We start from the raw sequence: 20112 nt of genomic DNA on the forward strand, positions 1-20112 counted from the left end.
TGACAATCAGTCTTCGGGCCGGCCACCGATCCGCTTGTAGTACAGCGTCGTCGGCCGTGGTTCGCCCGCCGGGCTCAGCGCGTAGTCGGGGATGGTGCCGGCCGCGGTCCAGCCGGCCGAGCGGTACAGCCGCTCGGCGGGGCTGCCGGTCTCGGTGTCGAGGTGGAGCAGGGTGCGCCCGTCGGCCGCGGCGGACCGCTCGGCGGTGGTCAGGAGCCGGCGGCCGAGCCCTTGGCCGCGCGCGCACCGGTGCACCATCAGCTTGACCAGCTCGGCCCGGTGCCGGCTGTTCGGCTTGCCCGGGAAGTCCAGGCCGACCGTGCCGGTCACCCGGTCCGTGGCGTCCAGGGCCGCCCAGACGGCGAGCCGGCCCGTCGCCACGGCGTCCGCCCGCTCCCGCCACCAGGCGACCGCCTCGGCGTGGCCGAGCGGTGCGAGGAAGCCGACGGAGGCGCCCGAGGCGACGGTGTCGGTCAGCAGCGCCGCCAGGCCGTCGGCCCGCTCGCGTATCCGGTCGCCGTCCCAGTTCTCGATCCTCATGGCCGTACCACCGCCAGGACGTAGCGCGCCGGGTCCGGGCCGGTGCAGCGAAACCGGGTCGCGCCGGTCACCCGCATCCGCAGGCAGTCCCCCTCGTCGAGCCGGTGGGCCTGTTCGCCGACGGTGACCTCCAGGGTCCCGGCGAGCAGCCACAGGTGCTGTTCCAGGCCGGGTACGGGCGGGCGGTCGTAGGCGAGGTCCGCGCCCGGGGCGAGCCGGCCCTCGACCAGTTCGCCGCGCAGTCCGGTGTGCGGCGGGGACACCGACCGGCGGACGAAGCCGGCGGCGCGGTCCTGCCACACCTGCTGCTCGGCGGCGCGGACCAGCGGGGCCGGGGCCGCCTCGACCTCGCCGAGCAGCTGGGACATGGTGCGGCCGTAGACGTGGCAGAGCCGGTTCAGGACGGCGGCGGTGGGGCTGGTCTCCGCGCGTTCGGCGCGGGACAGGGTGGACCGGCTCACTCCGCTGCGCTCCGCCAGCTCGCCCAGGGACCAGCCGCGCTCGGCGCGCAGCTCGGCCAGCCGGGCGCCGATGAGGAGATCGACAGGATCCTCGCTTCTCATATCCGGGACGCTAACCCTGATATGAGACGGCCGTGTTACGGACGCCTCACGTCCGCGCCGCCTCGCCGAGCGCCTCCAGCACCGGGCGGATCAGCGGATGTCCCTCGGCTCCCCGGCGTACGGCGGCGAAGACGCGGCGGGTCGGGGCGACGCCGTCGACGGGGCGTACGACCACACCGGCGAGGTCCATGCCGCACAGCGCGGAGCGCGGTACGAGGGCCACGCCCGCGTCGGCGGCGGCGAGCGCGACGACGGCCCGGAAGTCGTCGGAGGAGTGCTCCAGGCGGGGCTGGAAACCGGCGCTCTCACAGGCGAGGACGACCACGTCGTGGCAGGGATTGCCGGGGTAGGGGCCGATCCAGGGGTCTTTGGCCAGGTCGGCGAGAGGCACCTCGGGGGCCTCCGCCAGCCGGTGTCCGAGGGGGACGACCGCGTCGAACGGCTCGGCGTAGAGCGGGACATGGGTCAGCCGGGGGTCGTCGGCCGACGGGGCTCCCCGGTACTCGACGGCGACCGCCACGTCCACCTGCCGGTCCAGGACCATGGGCAGGCTGGCGTCGCCCTCCGCGTCCCGCACCCGGATCCGTATGCCGGGCGCCTTGCCGGCGAGGCGGGCCACCGCCGGGGCCACGACCTGGGCGATGCCGGTCGCGAAGGCCGCCACGGTGACCGTGCCCGCCTCGCCCGAGCCGTAGGCGGCCAGCTCGGCCTCCGCCCGCTCCAGCTGGGCGAGGACCGCGTTGGTGTGGCTGAGCAGGATCTCGCCGGCCGGGGTGAGCCGTACGCCCTTGGCGCCGCGCTCCACCAGGCGGTGGCCGGTCTCCTGCTCCAGGGCCGTCAGCTGCTGGGAGACGGCGGAGGGCGTGAGATACAGCGCGGCGGCCGCCGCGGTGACCGTGCGGTGGTCGGCCACCGCACGGAGGATGTGGAGCCGCCGTGCCTCGATCATGTCCCCGATTATCCCAGCTCGTCCGGCCTGGTCAGGCCGCCAGTTCGGCGCGCGCGGCGACGAACGCGTCCACCGCGCGGTGCACGTCGTCCGTGGAGTGCGCGGCGGACAGCTGGACCCGGATGCGGGCCTGGCCCTGGGGGACGACCGGGTAGGAGAACCCGATCACGTACACCCCGCGCTCCAGCAGCAGCTCGGCCATGCGGGCCGCCTGCGCCGCGTCGCCGATCATGACGGGGGCGATGGCGTGGTCCCCGGGGAGGATGTCGAAACCCTCCTCGGTCATCCGGCGGCGGAACAGCGCCGTGTTCTCGGCCAGCCGGACACGCAGGTCGTCGGCGGACTCCAGCAGGTCGAGGACCTTCAGGGAGGCGGCGGCGATCACCGGGGCGAGGGTGTTGGAGAACAGGTAGGGGCGGGAGCGCTGGCGCAGCAGGGCGACGATCTCGGCGCGGGCGGCGACATAGCCGCCGGAAGCGCCGCCGAGGGCCTTGCCGAGGGTGCCGGTGATGATGTCGACGCGGTCCATGACGCCGTGGAGTTCGGGGGTGCCCCGGCCGGTCGGGCCGACGAAGCCGACGGCGTGCGAGTCGTCGACCATGACCATCGCGTCGTAGCGGTCGGCGAGGTCGCAGATCTCGCGCAGCGGCGCCACGTAGCCGTCCATGGAGAAGACGCCGTCGGTGACGATCAGCCGGCGGCGGGCGTCGGACGCCTCCTTCAGCTTGGCCTCCAGGTCCGCGAGGTCGCGGTTGGCGTACCGGAACCGGCGGGCCTTGGACAGCCGGATGCCGTCGATGATGGAGGCGTGGTTGAGGGCGTCGGAGATCACCGCGTCCTGTTCGCCGAGCAGCGTCTCGAAGACACCGCCGTTGGCGTCGAAGCAGGAGGAGTACAGGATGGTGTCCTCCTGGCCGAGGAACGCCGACAGCCTGGCCTCCAGCTCCTTGTGCACCTCCTGGGTGCCGCAGATGAAGCGGACGGAGGCCATGCCGTAGCCCCAGCGGTCCAGGGCCTCGTGGGCGGCGGCGATCACCTCGGGGTGGTCGGCGAGCCCGAGGTAGTTGTTGGCGCAGAAGTTGAGGACCTCGCCGGGACGGCCGCCGGCGGTGACGTTCACGGTCGCGGACTGCGGGGTGCCGATGACCCGCTCGGGCTTGTGCAGGCCGGCGGCGCGGATCTCGTCGAGGGTGGCGCGCAGGTCGTCGCGGACGCTGTCGAACATGGGGGGGCTCCTGAAGGTGCTCGCGGTGGAAGGGGGTCAGACGGTCCAGTCGAGGATGACCTTGCCGCCCTTGCCGCTCGCCGCGTCGGCGAAGGCGGCCTCGAAGTCGCGGTAGCCGTACCGGCCGGTGATCACGGGGGCGAGGTCGAGACCGCCCTCCAGCAGCACCGACATCGCGTACCAGGTCTCGAACATCTCGCGGCCGTAGATGCCCTTGATGGTGATCATCGAGGTGACGATCCGGGCCCAGTCGACGGGGAACTCCTCGGCGGGCAGGCCGAGCATGGCGATCCGGCCGCCGTGGGTCATGTTGGCGATCATGTCGCGCATGGCCTCGGGGCGGCCGGACATCTCCAGGCCGATGTCGAAGCCCTCGCGCAGGCCCAGTTCACGCTGGCCGTCGGCGATGGTGTTCCCGGCGACGTTCAGGGCGAGGCTCACCCCGATCTTGCGGGCCAGGTCCAGGCGCTCCTCGCTGACGTCGGTGACGACGACGTTGCGGGCGCCGGCGTGCCGGGCCACGGCGGCGGCCATCAGGCCGATCGGTCCGGCGCCGGTGATCAGGACGTCCTCGCCGACCAGCGGGAAGGACAGCGCGGTGTGCACCGCGTTGCCGAACGGGTCGAAGATCGCGGCCACGTCGAGGTCGACGGGGATCCGGTGCACCCAGACGTTGGACGCGGGCAGGGCCACGTACTCGGCGAACGCGCCGTCGCGGCCGACGCCGAGGCCGACGGTGGCCCGGCACAGGTGGCGGCGGCCGGCCAGGCAGTTGCGGCACTTGCCGCACACCAGGTGGCCCTCGCCGCTGACCCGGTCGCCGACGCGGACGTCGGTCACATCCCGGCCGGTCTCCACGACCTGCCCGACGAACTCGTGCCCGACCACGAGCGGGGTGCGGATGGTCTGCCGGGCCCAGCCGTCCCAGGCCCGGATGTGCAGGTCGGTGCCGCAGATACCGGTCCGCATGACCTTGATGAGGACGTCACCGGGGCCGATGGCGGGCTCCGGGACGTCCGTCAGCCAGAGTCCCGGCTCCGCCTTCTCCTTGACCAGCGCCTTCAACGCTACGGCTCCTGTGGGTGAGGCCCGGCCCGCGGGCATGCCGAAGGAGCCCGCACCGGGTCAGAGGGGTGGAATCACCCCGCAATCTGCCCTATGCGCGCGCCGGGGTCCATCGAGCTTTTCTTAACCGGCGCCTCAGGTTTCCTACAGGCCCCGCAGGTCTCCCCCATGTCCCGGGCGCCACGCCGTCGTTGAGCCCTGTCCCGGCGGGGCGGGGCCTCACAGGGGCAGGCCGTCCCGCGCGCTCTGTTCGAGACGTACGACGAGATCGGCGGCCAGTGCCTTGATGGTGTCCAGGCCGGCCCTGCCCCAGGCGCGCGGGGATGTGTCGGCGGCACACACCGTGCCGAGCGCCATGCCGGAACTGTCGATGAGCGGGGCGCCGAGATAGGAGCGGATGCCGAACTCGTCGACGACCGGGTTGCCCGCGAACCGCGGATAGTCACGGACGTCGTCCAGGACCAGCGCCTTGTGTCGTACCACCACATGGGGGCAGAACCCATGGTCGCGCGGCAGCACCCGGCCCATCTCGGCCCTGCTGCCGTCCTCCCGGACGACGGGGGCGGCGGGGGTGCTCAGGCCCGCGAAGAACTGGTGGTCCTCGCCGACGAAGTTGACCATGGCGTAGCCGGCGCCGGTGAGCCGGGCGAGGTGGCCGGCGAAGGCGTCGAGCGCGGGGTCGGGGCGGCCCGCGAGGCCCAGCCGGCGCAGCCGGTGGACACGGGCGGGGGCCTCCCTGTCCTCGGGGGTGAGCAGCAGACCCCGGACCGGCCGGGGCGGCTCGTAGCTCATCGCCGGGCTCCGGCGCTGTGGGTGTACCTCATATAGGGACTCCGTGGACGGTGGGTCGGGATCACATGGGGGCGCCCTGGCTGGGGGTGACAGCCGGGGCGAGGGCCAGCAGATGACGTACGAGGGTGAGCAGGGTCTGGACGCCGGAGCTGGAAATCCGTGCGTCGCAGCGCACCACCGGGATCTCCGGGCCGAGGTCGATGGCGGTGCGCACCTCGTCGGGTTCGTAGCGGTGGGCGCCGTCGAACTCGTTGACGGCGACGATGAAGGCGAGACCGCGCTCCTCGAAGAAGTCGACGGCGGCGAAGCAGTCCTGGAGGCGGCGGGTGTCGGCGAGGATCACCGCGCCGAGCGCGCCCTCCGACAGTTCGTCCCACATGAACCAGAACCGCTCCTGCCCCGGCGTGCCGAACAGGTACAGCACGTGTTCCGGGTCGAGGGAGATGCGGCCGAAGTCCATGGCGACGGTGGTCTCCATCTTGTTCTCGACCCCGTCGAGACTGTCCGTGCCGACGCCGACCGTGGTGAGCAGCTCCTCCGTGCTGAGCGGCGCGATCTCGCTGACCGCGCCCACGAAGGTCGTCTTACCGACCCCGAACCCGCCCGCGACCAGGATCTTGAGCGCGGTGGGGAACGGGTCAGAGCTGTCGTCGTAGTCCATCGAGCACTGCCTCCAGCAGAGACCGGTCAGTGGGGGTGTGGTGGTAGGCGGGCGGCTTGGTGGTCAGGGCACCGCAGTCGACCAGGTCCGACAGCAGCACCTTGGTGACCACTGCGGGCAGCCTCAGCTGGGCGGCGACCTCGGCGACCGAGACGGGCGCGCGGCACAGGTCGAGGGCCTGCGCGTGCTCGGGACCGAGGTAGCCGAGCGGGGTGACGCCGGTGGCCATCACCTGCGACATCAGGTCGAGGGCGATGCTGGGCTCGGTACGGCCGTTGCTGACCGTGAACGGCCGCACCAGCCGCCCGGCCGCTTCGTCCAGCCAGGGGTCGTCGCCGGCTGCGGCCACGCTCAAGGCCTCGTCGCCGCGGGGTCCGCGGTCTGCTGCCGGGGGGCGGTCACCAGGTAGGGGCGCACGCTCTTGACCAGCATCGCCATCTCGTAGCCGAGCACCGCGGCGTCGGCCTCGCGGCCGGCCAGCACGGCGAGACAGGTGCCGGAGCCGGCGGTGGTGACGAAGAGCAGCGTCGCATCGAGTTCGACCACGACCTGACGCACGTCGCCGCCGTCACCGAAGCGGACGCCCGCGCTGCGGCCGAGGGAGTACAGGCCGCAGGCCAGGGCCGCCATGTGGTCGGCGCTGTCGGCGTCCAGGCCGTGTACGGACTTCACCAGCCCGTCGGAGGAGAGGAGCACCGCGCTGGTGGTGTGCGGTACGCGCTGCACGAGGCCGCTCAGCAGCCAGTCGAGGTCGGATGCGGGGACGGTCGGCGCATCGCTCGCCATGGTGGATCGACTCCTTGGGGTACGAAGATCTGCGGGAGCGCTGGGGGCGGGGGTACGACGTGCGGGGGCGGGACTTGGGGTGGGGACGGGTACGGTCATCCGGCCGGGGGGCTCCCGTCGGCTCGGCCGGTACCGCGAGCGCCGTCCGACACGGGCACGTGGTCATGAGCGGGGGGTATGGGGGCTGGAGCCGGTAGTTGCTTGGGGGTGGTGTGGTCCGGGTCCATGTGGTCGGGGCCCATGTCGGGTGCGCCCATGCCGGGTGCGCCCATGTCGGATGGGCTCATGTCGGATGGGCTCATGTCGGATGGGCTCATGTGGTCTGGGGCCATGTGGGAGGAAGCCGTGTCGGGTGCGCCCATGTGGTCACGGGTCCTGTGCTCGGGGGCCATGTGGGCGGAGGCTGTGTGGTGGGCCGCCGTGTGCGCAGCGTCCATGTGGAGTGCGTCCATGTGCTGGGCCTCGGCGAGTCCGATCCCGCGCTGGAAGGCGGCCATCAGGCCGGGGTCGTGGCCGGCTGCGGCGCCGGCGTCCTGACGGGGTGTCGGGCCGCCGCGCAGTTGGGACGCGATGTGCTCCTGGGCGCGCCTGCGGGGCAGCCGGGGCTTGTCCATGGTGTCGGAGAGGTCGCGCACCATGTCGACGCGCGGGGTGGGCAGCAGACCCGCGTGTGCCTCCACCACCGGCCGGTCCTCGGCGCTGACGCCGGGTACGGCGTCGGCGGGGTTGGGCCGTGCCCCATGGGTACCGCGAACCGGCAGCGGGGGCAGGGCGCCGCCGCCCTGGCGTCCGCCCGTACCGTCGGCGTTGTGCCGCCCGGAGCCGCGCTGCGCGTGCCGCCGCCGCCCGGTGCCCGGCACCTGTCCGGCACCGGTCCCGGCGTCGGCCTCGGTTGCGTTCCCGGCGCCGTCCCGGAACCCGGTCACGGCGTCGGTGACGGCATCGGTGCCGCCGGTCCCCGTGCCGGTGGCCGGCGCGGAACCGTTTCCCGCGCCGCCCCCGGCTCCCTGCCCGTCCGTGTCCCGGCTCGCGCCCCCGGACGAGGGCACGGACGCCGGCATCCGGGGCTGCGGCACGGCGGTGGACTCGGTGCCCATGTCCATGCCCGCGCCCGCGCCCGCGCTCTTGTGCTCGCCCGATTCCGGTTCCAGTCCCGGTCCCGGTCCCGCGGCGGCACCCGTGTCCGTGCCCGGCACGGCCCGTTCCTGGCCCAACAGCGCCTGAGGGACGACGAGAACAGCTTGCACACCGCCGTAGATGTTGGTCTGCAGCCGCACGTGGATGCCGTGCCGGCGGGCGAGCTGGGAGACGACGTAGAGGCCGATGCGGCCGTCGGCCAGCAGGCTGGCGACGTTGACCTGGTCGGGGTCGGCGAGCAGGGCGTTCATCCGGTGCTGCTCGGTGACGGGCATGCCCAGTCCGCGGTCCTCGACCTCCACGGCGAGCCCGGAGGTGACGAGGCCGGCGCGGAGCAGCACCTGGGTGTGCGGGGCGGAGAACACCGTGGCGTTCTCGATGAGTTCGGCGAGCAGGTGGATGACGTCGGCGACGGCGTGGCCGCGCAGCTCGCCCTCGACGGGCGGTACCAGTTTGACTCGGGAGTACTGCTCGACCTCGGCGATGGCGGAGCGCAGCACCTCGGTCATGCTGACCGGGTTGCTCCACTGGCGGCGGGAGACGGCGCCCCCGAGCACGGCGAGGTTCTCGGCGTGCCGCCGGATGCGGGTGGCCAGGTGATCGACGTGGAAGAGGCCCTTGAGCAGGTCGGGATCCTCGATGTCGTTCTCCAGGTCGTCGAGGATCAGGATCTCCCGGTGCACGAGCGACTGAAGCCGGCGCGCGAGATTGACGAACACCTCCAGCTTCTGCTCGCTGCCCGTCTGGCTGGAGAGCTGGGCGGCCCGGACGACGGCGGTGACGGCGCCGTCGTACGCGCGGGCCAGGTCGGCGGCGAGCAGCTCGAAATCGTCGGCGTCCGCGGGGGGGCCGCGGCGCCGGCCGCGCTGCGGCGGGGTCTCGCCCTGCCGGAGCCCGTCGACCAGGGCGTGCAGGTCGGCCTCGACGCGCGCGGCGGTGCGCCGGAGCGCGTCGACGCGGTCGGCGATCGAACGGGCGGCACGGTCGGCCGCCACGGCGGCGATCAGGATGCCGGCGACGGTCACGCCCGCCGCTCCGGCGACCATGGCCCACAGCAGGGGCCCGGTGTGCGCCCCGGCGGAGCGGACGCTGAACAGCACCGCGGCGCCGGCGCCGAGCGCGACCGCGAGGGGCGGCAGGACGGCGAGCCGCATCAACTGGGGCCGTATGTGCGTCTCGGGCAGTGCGGGAGCGGGTCGGGCGACCGGCCGCCCGTGCCGGCCGCCCTCGCGACGGTCGGCGCGGGCGGCCGGCGCTCGGAGGTGAGACATCTGCGTCCTCGTACTGGTCCGTCGGGCCTGGGATCCAAGTGCGGTGCGCGCTGCGGGCATGCGTCGATGCGGGCACGCGTCATCGCGACGTCGGCCGGCGGGACCGAATCCGGCCGCACGCCACCCGACGGACACTCACAGTAGTTGTCCGCGCATCCTGTGTGGTGGGCAGTTGACAAAGTCCCCCGCGCAGCGTCCCGCTCTGGTATGAGGAGCCGTACGACAGACCGATAAGACGGCCGAGATTTCCGCGTCCGGGGCGAAGGAGACCGGTGCGACCTGGTCGGAGGCGATCAGAAGGCACGACGGGGGGCGGCGGGCCGGATCGGCCCGCCGCCCCCCGTCAGGTGTGAACGCGCGAACGCCAGTGCGCCTCGGACGTTCGCCGGGCCGCCTCCCCCCTGGGGGCCGCCCTGGCGAATGTCACCGAGAGTGGTCGCCTTGGCCTTGAATCGCCGGTGCCGAACCCAGGGCCCCGCCCGGCCCCGTACCGGCGGCTCCGCTCAGCCCCGTGCCGGCGGCTCCGCCACGAGGGCGCCGGTCGCGCGCCAGGTGCGCCGGACGTCGCCCGAGACATGCCGCCACCAGGCCTCCGCCGGCAGTTTTCCGGCGGGTTCGAAGGGCTCGCCCGGACGGGGCAGGGCCACCGCCTGGCCGGCCTCCTCGGCGACCTCCTTGGTCCACTCCCCCGGTTCCGCCCAGGGGTGCGGGGCGAGGTTGAAGGTGCCCCAGTGGATCGGCAGCAGCGCGCCGTGCGGTGCCCCGCCCTGCAGGTCGAGGTGGGCGCGCAGGCCCTCCTCGGGAGTCATGTGGATGTCGGGCCAGAACTCGCTGTACGCCCCGATCTGGATCATCGTGGCGTCGAACGGGCCGTGCGCGGCGCCGATCTCCCGGAAACCGTCGAAGTAGCCGGTGTCGCCGCTGTGATAGATCCGGTGCTCCTCGCCGGCGACGGCCCAGGACGCCCAGAGGGTGTGCTGGGTGTTGCGCAGCCCCCGGCCGCAGAAGTGGCGGGCCGGGGTGGCGGTGAGGGTGAGTCCGCCGATCCGGGTGGACTCGTGCCAGTCCAGTTCGCGCAGCCGGTCCGGGGAGACGCCCCAGTGCTCCAGGTGGGCGCCGACGCCGAGCGGCACGGCGAACAGGGTGTCCGTGCCGGCCAGCGCCTTGATGGTGGGCAGGTCCAGGTGGTCGTAGTGGTCGTGCGAGATGACGACGACGTCGACCGGGCCGAGCGCGGCCAGCGGCAGCGGGGCGGGATGCAGCCGCTTGGGACCGGCGAAGGGGAACGGGGAGCAGCGCTCGCCCCAGACGGGGTCGAACAGCACGCGGTGGCCGTCGACCTCGGCGAGCACGCTGGAGTGGCCCATCCAGGTCAGCCGCAGTCCGGTGGCGGGCGGCTCGGCCAGGTCGGCGAAGGTGGTGGGGTGCACCGGGACGGTGCCGCCGGGCGAGCGCAGCGGCCGGGTGTCCTTGTCGAGGAACACCTTGGCGAGGTCCAGTGCCGAGGCGCTCGGCCGGGTGCGGGCGGGGCCGCCGGGGTTCTGGAAGACGCCGTCCCTGAAGTGCGGCGAGCGGCGGATGCGTGCCAGGCGGGCGCCGCCCGGTTCCGCGCCGAAGGCGGCGGGCCGCAGGGCACGCGGCCCGGAGCCCGGAGAACGCAAACCGGTCACGGTACCTCCCGGTGGAGTGGGGTGAGGCCCCCATTATGGTCGGGGCCTCCGACAGCCCGGACAGGGCGGGGTGCCCTCCTCGCGCCCTGCCGCCGCCGAAGGCCCGTCCGGCTCCCGCGGTTTCGGCGGCCGGCCACGGGAGCGACCGGGGCCGGGGCCGCCGTCATCGGGCGGACCGAGACGAAAGCCGTGGCGGCCGGTACGGGCCCGCGCGGGACGGCCGGAGCAAGCCCGCGCGGGTCAGCCGGTGCGGCCTCGTACTGGACGGCCGGAGCGAGCCCGTGCGGGTCGGTCGGAGCAGCCCGTGTGAATCGGTCGGTGCGGCCCCGCGCGGGGCCGCTCGCCACGCGCGCGCGAGTCCGGCCGACGTTCCCGTGCGCGCGGCCCTGCGGTGCGTTCACGTACACGCGCCCCCGCCGGTCAGGCCGGTGCACGGTGAGGTCGTAGGCGTCGTCCGTGTGCGCGGGGCCGGTCGGTGAGGTTCCGCGGCCGGCCGCGCCGGCGAGACGGAACGGCGGTGCGGCTGATGCCGCATCCGGGACGGTGCCCCGGTACGGCGTGCCGAGTGGGCAGACGACGCCCTCGCTCGCGAACCGGGCTCGCCGCGGCGGGCGTTGCGCGGTCGGTGAGGGACGCGGGCCGCGTCCCGGGCCGCCCGTGCGGGCGGTCCGGGGCGGGGCCGGCGGCGTCAGGCCACGGAGGCGATGCGCATCTTGATGTCGTCCGGGGAGAGCGTGCCCTTGGCGGTCACATGGTCGCCGGAGGACTCGCCGCGCAGCCGGCGCCCGATCCAGGGCACGAGGAACTCGCGCGCCCAGTGGACGTCGTCGCGACGGACCTCCAGGGTGCCCCGGGGCGGCAGCGGCGGCCACGGCTGCTCGGGGTCGGCCGGTACGTCGAGGCCGAGGACCTGTCCGGCCCGCAGCGCCACGCGCGTGTGCCCTTCGGGCGAGAGGTGCAGGCGGTCGCTGTCCCAGGCCCGGCGGTCCTGCACGGACCTCAGGGACCACAGGTCGAGCACGGGGCAGCCGTACCGGTCGGCGATGGCGCGGACGTGCCCGTTGTACGTGGCGATCTTGCCGCGCAGGTGCTTCAACAGGGGTACGCCACGGGTGTCGAAGCCGGTCGTCACCATCACCGTGCCGGCGGCCGCGGTCAGCCGGGCCACGGCCCGTTCGAAGCGTTCGGCCACCTCGTCGGGGTCGGTGCCCGGACGGATGATGTCGTTGCCCCCCGCGCAGAAGGAGACCAGGTCGGGTGCCAGGTCGACGGCGCGCGGGACCTGGTCGGCCACGATCTGGTCCAGCAGCTTCCCGCGCACGGCGAGGTTGGTGTACTGGAAGTCGCCCTCGGGACGCCGGTCGGCGAGCAGCACCGCGAACCGGTCGGCCCAGCCCACGAACGCCCCGTCGGGCCCGGGGTCGCCGACGCCCTCGGTGAAGCTGTCCCCCACCGCCACGTACGACCCGATCACTGATCTGCTGTCACTCTTCGAATCGTCTGCCACGTCGGACCATGATTCACCTTCGGATGTGACCTACGCGACCGTAGGCAGGGGTTGACGAACGGTGAGATGAGCCACTCTTAAAGACTTTGTAATACAGGAATAAAGGCACTTCGGGTCGGCGGCCCCGCTTCCCGGCGGGCGGTTCATATGCGGTGCAGCCGGAGGACCGTCGCATCCAGGTCGCCCCTGAGTTCGGTGCGCAGACCGTGGTGGAGCAGGACCGCACCTCGGTGCACTTCGCCCGTTTCGCGGCATTCGTACGACGCTGTCGGGTCGAGTCCGCGCAGCCGTACCGCCGGGACCGGCTCGCCGTAGTGCTGAGCCTGGAGCCAGGCGAGGACAACGGTCTCCTCGCCGCGGAGGTACTGGACGGCGCTCAGGCCGCCCGTCGGGGGCCTCAGCCGGTACAGCTCGCCGTGCTGCACCAGCGGGCGGATCTCCTTGTACAGCTCCACCCATCGCCGGGCCTCGGCCCGTTCCTCCGCGCTCCACCGGGTCAGGTCGCCGCCGACCCCGAGCACGCCCGCCATGGCGCTGACGAACCGGAAGCGCAGCGAGCCGGCCCGCCCGTTGAGCTGGGTGTTGGGGCTGTCGGTGACCCAGGCCGCCATCACGCGCGCGGGATGGAGCTGGGTGAAGCCGTGCTGGATGGCGAGCCGGTCCAGCGGGTCGGTGTTGTCGGAGGTCCACACCTGGTCGGTGCGGCCGAGCACCCCGAGGTCGATCCGGCCGCCGCCACCCGAGCAGGACTCGAAGGCGACCCCCGGGTGGGCGGCCCGCAGCCGGTCCAGCAGGGCGTACAGGGCGCGCACATGGTCCACCCACAGGCGCTGCGGGTAGGGTTCCCCGGGCCAGCCGGCGTCGGTGAAGCAGCGGTTGAAGTCCCACTTCACATAGTCGACCGGGGCGCTGGAGAGCAGGGTGTCCAACCGTTCCCACAGGTACCGCTGGACGTCCTCGCGGGCGAGGTTGAGCACGAGCTGGTTGCGCAGTCGCGTGGGCTCGCGTCCGGGGTGGTGCTGCACCCAGTCGGGGTGGGCGCGGTACAGGTCGCTGTCCGGGTTGACCATCTCGGGCTCGACCCAGATCCCGAACCGCATGCCGAGCGCGTGCACATGGTCGGCGAGGGGTTTCAGGCCGCGCGGGAAGCGGTCCGGGTTGGGCGTCCAGTCGCCGAGGCCGGCGCGGTCGCTGGTGCGGGCGCCGAACCAGCCGTCGTCCACGACGAACAGCTCGACGCCGATCTCGGCGGCCCGGCGGGCGAGGGCGGCCTGCTGTTCCTCGCAGATGTCGAAGTACGTCGCCTCCCAGGAGTTGAACAGCACGGGCCGGTCCTGTTCGGCGTCCGGGATGACGTGGGCGCGCTGGTAGGCGTGCCAGGCGCGGCTCGCGCCACCGAAGCCGCCGTCGCTCCACAGGCCCGCGAAGACGGGGGTGGTGTACGAATCGCCGGGCGCCAGGAGCAGCAGGCCCGAGTCGTCGTGTCCGGCGCCGCCGGTGATCTGCACGCGGGCGTCGGGGAGTTGGGCGACGGCGATGCGCCAGGAGCCGGACCAGCCGAGCGCGCAGCCGTAGACCTCGCCGCGCTCCTCGGTGGCGTCGGTGTCGAGGGCGACCCAGGGCAGGTGCTGGTGGCCGGTGTGGCCGCGGCGGCTGCCGATGACCTTCTCGCCGTAGGTGAGGGGGGCGGTGGTGAGCCGGGACTCGGCGGCCCATCGGCCGTGCAGCTGGGACAGCCGCCAGCCCTCGCGGTCGGGCAGCGTCCAGGTGGCCGCGTCGGCGCGCAGCAGTTCCACGGGCGCGGGGCCGCCGTTGACGATGGTCACCCAGCGCTCGACCACGTCGCCGCGCATCCGGTAGTGCAGTGTGACGGCCACGCCGTCGTCGTCGAACCGCAGCCGCAGGGTGCCGTTTTCGACGGCGTACGACACGAAGCGCCACTCGGTGCCGCGCCGCCGGTCGGTGCGGACGGACAGGGCGGGGCGGACGAAGCGGGGGCCACCCTCGACGGGGTACTCCTCGCGGCCGTCGAGCGGGGACTCGAAGGGCCGGGCGGCGGGCAGCGGGCGCGTCGCCAGTGCCTCGGCGTCGGCGAGCGCGATCGGTGGCCCCCAGTGCAGGTGGAGCAGTTCGTCCGCGTCGGTGAGATGCAGGGCGTAGCCGCTGCCGGGGCCCGACAGCAGCCAGGTACGACCGTCTTCGGCGATGTCCACCATCGAGGCCTCACAGGTATCAACAGTTCCGCGCAAGTCCCGACATCATCGGGGGTCCGGGCCCGCCTGACAATGCCTGTGGATAACTCATTGCCCGAGGAAATCGATGCCGTATGGTCGATCTCAGTGCCCGCCGGCGAGCCGCGACGGCGGGGAACGACCGGGAGGAGCCCCCGTGACGCAGCAGGTCCCGTCGACCGAGCCGGAGCTGGCAGGAGTGCGCAATTTCCGTGACGTGGGCGGGCTGCCGACCGTGGACGGGCGGCGGGTGCGCCACGGAGTGCTGTTCCGCAGCGGGCATCTGGCGCACGCGACCGAGGAGGACGCGGCCTTCCTCGCCTCTCTGGGGCTGCACACGATCTTCGACTTCCGCAACGCGGCCGACCAGAAGCTGGAGGGCGCCGATGTCGAGCTGCCCGGCGTGCGGAATGTGAACCTGCCGCTGAGCGACCCGGCGGACGGCGCCGAGTTCTGGAAGATGGTCCGCGACGGCGACCTCGACCAGCTGCGCGCGATCCTCTCCGACGGCAAGGGGGCGGCCCGGATGACCGCCTCCTACCGGGCGATGGTCAAGCAGCGCACCGCCGAGCACTCCCGGGTGCTGCACGCACTCGCCGACGACAGCGTCCCCGCGCTGATGCACTGCGCGGCCGGCAAGGACCGCGCGGGCGTGTCCATCGCCGTCACGCTGCTCGCCCTTGGCGTGGAGCGCGAGGCGATCGTGGCCGACTACCTGGAGTCCGGCGCCAGGCACCGCCGCTACAAGGTCCGTCGCAGCGGCAGCGCGGACACGGCGTACACGCCCGAGGTGATGGAGCTGCTGGACCCGCTCTTCGACGCCCGCGCCGAGTACCTGGAGGCGGCGTTCGCGAGCATCGAGGAGACCTGGGGCGATGTCGAGACCTATCTGGCGCAGGGCCTGAAGCTGACGCCCGAGGCGCGTGAGCGGCTGCGCGAGCGCCTGCTGGACTGAGGTGGTCGCGGGGGGTGTCAGCTCTTGCCGCCCACCTCGAACAGCAGGTAGAGGAAGGCGGCAAGGACGTGCCCGAGGGCGATGTAGATGATCAGCCGGATCCAGAGGGAACGGGGGAACTTCTCCTCGAAGTTGCTCATGGCAGCTCTCCGGTCGGCGAGCCCAGGCACAGCGTGGCCGTGGGGCTCTGCAGCAGGGTGTGGACGAACAGCAGCTCCACGCCGTCGTGGTCGTCGGCGGCGAGGCGGTGCGGGGTGAGCGAGTCGAAGTGCGCGCTGTCCCCGGGGCCGAGCAGATGCGCGGTGTCCCCGAGCCGCAGCCGCAGCCGTCCCTGAAGGACGTAGAGCCACTCCTCGCCGGGGTGGACGCGCACGATGTCGCCCTGGGAGCCGTAGGGCACCCGCACCCGCAGGGCCTGCATGCCGCGGCCGGGCGCCCCGGCCTGGACGTACGTCCAGCCGCCGGCCCGGGTCGGTTCCATCTCGGCGGCGCGCACGATCGCGTCCCGGTCGGCGACCGTCTCGCCGAGCAGTTCGGAGACGGTCGTACCGTAGATACGGGCGAGCGCGAGCAGCATCGGCAGCGACGGCTGCCGATGGCCGGTCTCCAAGCGGGAGAGATGGGCCGGGGAGAGACCGGCGGAGCGGGCCGCGGCCTCCAGCGTGAGGCCGGCGCGCCGGCGCAGAGCGCGCAGCTGGGGCGCGACGGCGGGCAGGCCGCCGTCCGCCGCCGGTGGCGCGGCGTCTGAGGCGTTCATGCCTCCATTTGAGCCCCACTGTTGCCCGACGGGCAATTTTCTTGCCTGAGAGGCAAGAGGGGGCGCCTCGGCGTCCGCCGCCGGCGCCCCGTCTCCCGGACCGCCGTCAGCGGTTGGCCACGGCCTGCTTGATCAGGGTCTTGCCGAAGTCCCACATCAGACCGCCGCCGCTGTGCGCGTCGTCCATCACCGCGATGAAGGCGTCCACGAACCGGTCCACGTCGGTCTCGTCGATGACCAGCGGCGGAATGAGCTTGATCACCTCCAGGTGATCGCCGGAGACCTGGGTGAGGATCCGGTGCTTCTGCAGCAGCGGTACGACGACCATCTGGGCGAACAGGCCCTTGCGGGCCGCCTGGAGCATGGTCCAGCGACCGCGCAGCTTCAGCGAGGAGGGCTTGCCGAACTCGATGCCGATCATCAGGCCCCGGCCGCGCACATCGGCGAGCAGCTCGTACTTGTCGATCAGCGCGGTCAGCCGGGACTTCAGCAGCTCGCCGGTGCGGCGCACGCCGGCGACGATCTGCTCGTTCTCCATGACCGACAGCACGGCGAGACCGCACGCCATCGCCTGGGCGTTGGAGCCGAAGCTCGCCGAGTGGACCAGCACGCGGTCCATGGACGAGTAGACCTTCTTGAAGATCCACTCCTTGCCGAGGGTGGCGCCCACCGGCACATAGCCACCGGACAGGGCCTTGGCCACGCAGACCAGGTCCGGCTCGACGCCGTCCTCGTGCTGGTAGGCGTAGAAGTCGCCGGTGCGGCCGAGGCCGGTCTGCACCTCGTCGGCGATGAGCAGCGCCTTGTGCTTGTGCAGCAGCTCCTGCGCGGCCCGCAGATAGCCGGGGGGTGCCTCGTGGACGCCCTTGCCCTGGATCGGTTCCACGATCAGCGCAGCCACGTCGCCCTTGCGCAGCTCCCGGGCGAGGGCGTCCAGATCGCCGAGGGGGACGGCGGTGTCGGGCAGCAGCGGGGCGAACCCGTCGCGGAAGCCGTCCTCGCCGTTGACCGACAGCGAGCCGGTGGTCAGGCCGTGGAAGGCGTGGTCGCAGTACAGGACGCGGGGCTTGCCGGTGGCGTACCGGGCGAACTTCAGGGCCGTCTCGACCGCTTCGGTGCCGCTGTTGCCGAAGAACACCCGGTCCAGGTGCGGGCTGTGGGCGAGGAGCCGTTCGGCGAGCAGGCCGGGCAGCGGCTGGCAGTCGAAGCGGGTGAGGTCGGCGAGGTCCAGGTCCAGGACGTCGTGCAGTGCCTTGCGGACGACCGGATGGTGGCGGCCCAGGCCCATCACCCCGAACCCGGCGAGCATGTCCAGGTAGTCGTTGCCGTCCGCGTCGAAGAAGTGCGCTCCCTCGGCACGCTCGTAGACCTTGTCGAAGCCGATGGTGTGCAGCATCCGCGGGAGCTGCGGGTTGAGGTGCTTCGCGTGCAGCTCGTAGCGCTCGGCTCCGCGCTCGGCGAGCAGGGCGCCGAGGTCGAACTCGGTGGTCATTCACTCTCCTTGACTGTGCCGCCGACGTCCTTGACGGCCAGAGTCGCGCTGATCCGCCCGGCGATCTCGACGGGCGTGAGGCCGATGTCGGCCAGCACCTCGCTGCGCTTGGCGTGCGCGAGGAACTGCTCCGGGATGCCGAACCGCCGTACCGGCACGTCCACGTCGGCGTCGCAGAGGGCCAGCGCGACGGCCGAACCGACGCCCGCGGCCCGGCTGTTGTCCTCCACCACGGCCACCAGCCGGTGTGCCGCGGCGAGTTGGGGCAGGGCGGGGTCGACGGGTTTGACCCAGCGCGGGTCGACCACCGTGCAGCCGATCCCGCGGGCTTCGAGGAGTTCGGCGGCCCCCAGGCACACCGTGGCCATCACGCCGACGGCCACCAGCAACACCTCGGGGCGTTCGGCGCGGTGCAGCACGTCCATGCCGCCGACCCGGTCGACGGCGGGGACGCGCGGTCCGGCGGTCTCCTTGGGGAAGCGGACCAGGGTGGGCGCGTCGTCCACCGCGACCGCCTCGCGCAGCTGGGCGCGCAGCTGGTCGGCGTCGCGCGGCGCGGCGATCCTGAGGCCGGGGACGACCTGGAGGACGGACATGTCCCACATGCCGTTGTGGGAGGCGCCGTCGGTACCGGTGACGCCGGCCCGGTCCAGCACGAAGGTGACCCCGCAGCGGTGCAGGGCGACGTCCATCAGCAGCTGGTCGAAGGCCCGGTTCAGGAAGGTGGCGTAGACGGCGACGACCGGGTGCAGTCCGCCGGTGGCGAGCCCGGCCGCGGAGACGGCCGCGTGCTGTTCGGCGATGCCGACGTCCCAGACGCGGTCCGGGAAGCGTTCGGCGAACCCGGCGAGGCCGACCGGGTGCAGCATGGCCGCCGTGATCGCCACGACGTCCTCGCGCTCCTCCCCGATCCTGACGATCTCCTCGCCGAAGACCGAGGTCCACGAGGGGCCCTTGGACGGGGCGAGCGGCTCGCAGGTGAGCGGGTCCATCACGCCCACGGAGTGGAAGTGGTCCTCCTCGTGCGCGAGGGCGGGTTCGTAGCCGCGGCCCTTCTCGGTGAGGCAGTGGACCAGGACGGGGCCGTGGAAGCGTTTGGCGCGGCGCAGCGCCGACTCGACGGCCTTGAGGTCGTGGCCGTCGATCGGGCCGAGGTATTTCAGCCCCAGGTCCTCGAACATGCCCTGCGGGGCGAAGGCGTCCTTGAAGCCCTTCTTCGCGCCGTGCAGGGACTCGTAGAGCGTGTTGCCGACGACCGGGGTGCGCTGGAGCACTTCCTTGCCCCAGGCGAGGACCTTCTCGTAGCCGTCGGTGGTGCGCAGCGTGGCCAGGTGGTTGGCCAGGCCGCCGATGGTGGGGGCGTAGGAGCGTTCGTTGTCGTTGACGACGATGATCAGCGGCCGGTCCCGGGCGGCGGCGATGTTGTTCAGCGCTTCCCAGGCCATGCCGCCGGTCAGCGCGCCGTCGCCGATGACGGCGACCACATGGCCCTTCTCCCCCTGCACCTGGTTGGCCTTGGCGAGGCCGTCGGCCCAGCCCAGCGCCGTGGACGCGTGGCTGTTCTCGATGACGTCGTGCTCGGACTCCTCGCGCGAGGGGTAGCCGGACAGCCCGCCCTTGCCGCGCAGCTTCGAGAAGTCCTGACGGCCGGTCAGCAGCTTGTGGACATAGGCCTGGTGGCCGGTGTCCCACAGGATGCGGTCGACCGGCGACTCGAAGACCCGGTGGAGCGCGATGGTGAGTTCCACCACGCCGAGGTTGGGCCCGAGGTGACCGCCGGTCCTCGACACCGCGTGCACCAGGAACTCACGTATTTCTCCGGACAGTTCCCCGAGTTCCGCCTCGGACAGCGCCTTCAGGTCGCGTGGTCCCCGGATGCTCTCCAGAATGGTCACTCTCGGGCCCCCTCTCGTTGCGTGCCTTGCCTCAACTCACCCGGTCCGACGGGTTCTTGCTCTCGGCGAGCTTCATGGCCTCCTCGATCAGGGTCTCCACGATCTTGGACTCGGGGACGGTCTTGACGACCTCGCCCTTGACGAAGATCTGGCCCTTGCCGTTGCCGGAGGCCACGCCGAGGTCGGCCTCGCGGGCCTCGCCGGGGCCGTTGACCACACACCCCATCACCGCGACCCGGAGCGGCACCTCCATGCCGGTCAGGCCGGCCGTCACCTCCTCGGCGAGCTTGTAGACGTCCACCTGGGCCCGGCCGCAGGACGGACAGGAGACGATCTCCAGGCCGCGCTGGCGCAGGTTCAGGGATTCCAGGATCTGGATACCGACCTTGATCTCCTCCACGGGCGGGGCCGAGAGGGACACGCGGATGGTGTCGCCGATGCCCTGGCTCAGCAGTGCGCCGAAGGCCACCGCGGACTTGATCGTGCCCTGGAAGGCGGGGCCGGCCTCGGTCACGCCGAGGTGCAGCGGGTAGTCGCAACTCTCGGCGAGCCGGCGGTAGGCCTCGATCATGACGACCGGGTCGTTGTGCTTGACGGAGATCTTGATGTCCCGGAA

General features: G+C 72.7%; 19 protein-coding genes. 1 reads left to right on the plus strand and 18 read right to left on the minus strand.

Features of this window, described 5'->3' with window-relative positions:
- Nucleotides 1-6 precede the first annotated feature (6 nt).
- The 13 genes from ABD350_RS19645 to ABD350_RS19705 form a co-directional block, all read right to left on the minus strand.
- Entirely contained in the window at nt 7-540 is a 534-nt protein-coding gene (locus tag ABD350_RS19645; protein WP_344349485.1) for a GNAT family N-acetyltransferase, read from the minus strand.
- Entirely contained in the window at nt 537-1103 is a 567-nt protein-coding gene (locus tag ABD350_RS19650) for a helix-turn-helix domain-containing protein (RefSeq protein ID WP_344349486.1), read from the minus strand. Before ABD350_RS19650 ends, ABD350_RS19645 begins: the two co-directional genes overlap by 4 nt.
- Before the next feature lie 46 nt (nt 1104-1149).
- Nucleotides 1150-2052 carry a LysR family transcriptional regulator gene (locus tag ABD350_RS19655; protein ID WP_344349487.1) on the minus strand — a complete coding sequence of 301 codons (903 nt, stop codon included), beginning with the start codon at nt 2050-2052 and terminating at the stop codon, nt 1150-1152.
- 31 nt (nt 2053-2083) lie between these two features.
- Complete coding sequence (locus tag ABD350_RS19660; protein WP_344349488.1) at nt 2084-3277, minus strand: glycine C-acetyltransferase; 1194 nt, start codon at nt 3275-3277, stop codon at nt 2084-2086.
- 36 nt (nt 3278-3313) lie between these two features.
- Nucleotides 3314-4342 (minus strand): L-threonine 3-dehydrogenase, encoded by a 1029-nt coding sequence (gene tdh / locus ABD350_RS19665; RefSeq protein ID WP_344349489.1) that lies wholly within the window; start codon nt 4340-4342, stop codon nt 3314-3316.
- 219 nt (nt 4343-4561) lie between these two features.
- The gene (locus ABD350_RS19670; RefSeq protein ID WP_344349490.1) at nt 4562-5134 is read right to left on the minus strand and encodes a GAF domain-containing protein; all 573 of its coding nucleotides are present in this window, start codon (nt 5132-5134) and stop codon (nt 4562-4564) included.
- A 61-nt stretch (nt 5135-5195) separates the two neighbouring features.
- Nucleotides 5196-5795, minus strand: coding sequence for a GTP-binding protein (locus tag ABD350_RS19675; protein ID WP_344349491.1), 600 nt, complete (start codon nt 5793-5795; stop codon nt 5196-5198).
- Nucleotides 5773-6144, minus strand: coding sequence for a DUF742 domain-containing protein (locus tag ABD350_RS19680; protein WP_344349492.1), 372 nt, complete (start codon nt 6142-6144; stop codon nt 5773-5775). Before ABD350_RS19680 ends, ABD350_RS19675 begins: the two co-directional genes overlap by 23 nt.
- Before the next feature lie 2 nt (nt 6145-6146).
- Nucleotides 6147-6581 carry a roadblock/LC7 domain-containing protein gene (locus tag ABD350_RS19685; RefSeq protein WP_344349494.1) on the minus strand — a complete coding sequence of 145 codons (435 nt, stop codon included), beginning with the start codon at nt 6579-6581 and terminating at the stop codon, nt 6147-6149.
- Nucleotides 6582-6676: 95 nt separating this feature from the next.
- Nucleotides 6677-8989, minus strand: coding sequence for a sensor histidine kinase (locus tag ABD350_RS19690; RefSeq protein WP_344349495.1), 2313 nt, complete (start codon nt 8987-8989; stop codon nt 6677-6679).
- 503 nt (nt 8990-9492) lie between these two features.
- The gene (locus ABD350_RS19695; protein ID WP_344349496.1) at nt 9493-10659 is read right to left on the minus strand and encodes an MBL fold metallo-hydrolase; all 1167 of its coding nucleotides are present in this window, start codon (nt 10657-10659) and stop codon (nt 9493-9495) included.
- 688 nt (nt 10660-11347) lie between these two features.
- Nucleotides 11348-12133: an SGNH/GDSL hydrolase family protein gene (locus ABD350_RS19700; protein WP_344349505.1), complete on the minus strand. Its 786-nt coding sequence runs from the start codon at nt 12131-12133 to the stop codon at nt 11348-11350.
- A 176-nt stretch (nt 12134-12309) separates the two neighbouring features.
- Nucleotides 12310-14382, minus strand: a complete 2073-nt coding sequence (locus tag ABD350_RS19705; protein ID WP_344349497.1) for an alpha-galactosidase — start codon at nt 14380-14382, stop codon at nt 12310-12312.
- Nucleotides 14383-14554: 172 nt separating this feature from the next.
- Between ABD350_RS19705 and ABD350_RS19710 the strand changes: the two genes are divergently transcribed.
- Nucleotides 14555-15352, plus strand: a complete 798-nt coding sequence (locus ABD350_RS19710; RefSeq protein ID WP_344349498.1) for a tyrosine-protein phosphatase — start codon at nt 14555-14557, stop codon at nt 15350-15352.
- 17 nt (nt 15353-15369) lie between these two features.
- On the opposite strand, the gene ABD350_RS19715 is transcribed toward ABD350_RS19710, so the two are convergent.
- From ABD350_RS19715 to ABD350_RS19735, 5 genes are all read right to left on the minus strand, one after another.
- Nucleotides 15370-15492 (minus strand): DUF6126 family protein, encoded by a 123-nt coding sequence (locus ABD350_RS19715; RefSeq protein WP_344349499.1) that lies wholly within the window; start codon nt 15490-15492, stop codon nt 15370-15372.
- Entirely contained in the window at nt 15489-16109 is a 621-nt protein-coding gene (locus ABD350_RS19720) for a helix-turn-helix domain-containing protein (protein WP_344349500.1), read from the minus strand. The genes ABD350_RS19715 and ABD350_RS19720 overlap by 4 nt, the downstream gene beginning before the upstream one ends.
- A 106-nt stretch (nt 16110-16215) precedes the next feature.
- A complete protein-coding gene (locus ABD350_RS19725; RefSeq protein WP_344349501.1) occupies nt 16216-17601 on the minus strand; it encodes an aspartate aminotransferase family protein in 1386 nt (461 codons plus the stop codon).
- Nucleotides 17598-19496, minus strand: coding sequence for a 1-deoxy-D-xylulose-5-phosphate synthase (gene dxs / locus ABD350_RS19730; RefSeq protein WP_344349502.1), 1899 nt, complete (start codon nt 19494-19496; stop codon nt 17598-17600). Before dxs ends, ABD350_RS19725 begins: the two co-directional genes overlap by 4 nt.
- 31 nt (nt 19497-19527) lie before the next feature.
- The coding region (locus ABD350_RS19735) for a flavodoxin-dependent (E)-4-hydroxy-3-methylbut-2-enyl-diphosphate synthase (protein ID WP_344349503.1) at nt 19528-20112 on the minus strand (585 nt) is incomplete at its 5' end.

This window comes from Streptomyces nogalater (assembly GCF_039532885.1).
GTDB classification, from domain to species: domain Bacteria; phylum Actinomycetota; class Actinomycetes; order Streptomycetales; family Streptomycetaceae; genus Streptomyces; species Streptomyces nogalater.

Bases quoted from the DNA above. Each gene is read 5' to 3' on its own strand.
- ABD350_RS19645 (WP_344349485.1), bottom strand. From the start codon at position 540: ATGAGGATCGAGAACTGGGACGGCGACCGGATACGCGAGCGGGCCGAC.
- ABD350_RS19650 (WP_344349486.1), bottom strand. From the start codon at position 1,103: ATGAGAAGCGAGGATCCTGTCGATCTCCTCATCGGCGCCCGGCTGGCC.
- ABD350_RS19655 (WP_344349487.1), bottom strand. From the start codon at position 2,052: ATGATCGAGGCACGGCGGCTCCACATCCTCCGTGCGGTGGCCGACCAC.
- ABD350_RS19660 (WP_344349488.1), bottom strand. From the start codon at position 3,277: ATGTTCGACAGCGTCCGCGACGACCTGCGCGCCACCCTCGACGAGATC.
- ABD350_RS19670 (WP_344349490.1), bottom strand. From the start codon at position 5,134: ATGAGCTACGAGCCGCCCCGGCCGGTCCGGGGTCTGCTGCTCACCCCC.
- ABD350_RS19675 (WP_344349491.1), bottom strand. From the start codon at position 5,795: ATGGACTACGACGACAGCTCTGACCCGTTCCCCACCGCGCTCAAGATC.
- ABD350_RS19685 (WP_344349494.1), bottom strand. From the start codon at position 6,581: ATGGCGAGCGATGCGCCGACCGTCCCCGCATCCGACCTCGACTGGCTG.
- ABD350_RS19690 (WP_344349495.1), bottom strand. From the start codon at position 8,989: ATGTCTCACCTCCGAGCGCCGGCCGCCCGCGCCGACCGTCGCGAGGGC.
- ABD350_RS19705 (WP_344349497.1), bottom strand. From the start codon at position 14,382: ATGGTGGACATCGCCGAAGACGGTCGTACCTGGCTGCTGTCGGGCCCC.
- ABD350_RS19715 (WP_344349499.1), bottom strand. From the start codon at position 15,492: ATGAGCAACTTCGAGGAGAAGTTCCCCCGTTCCCTCTGGATCCGGCTG.
- ABD350_RS19720 (WP_344349500.1), bottom strand. From the start codon at position 16,109: ATGAACGCCTCAGACGCCGCGCCACCGGCGGCGGACGGCGGCCTGCCC.
- ABD350_RS19725 (WP_344349501.1), bottom strand. From the start codon at position 17,601: ATGACCACCGAGTTCGACCTCGGCGCCCTGCTCGCCGAGCGCGGAGCC.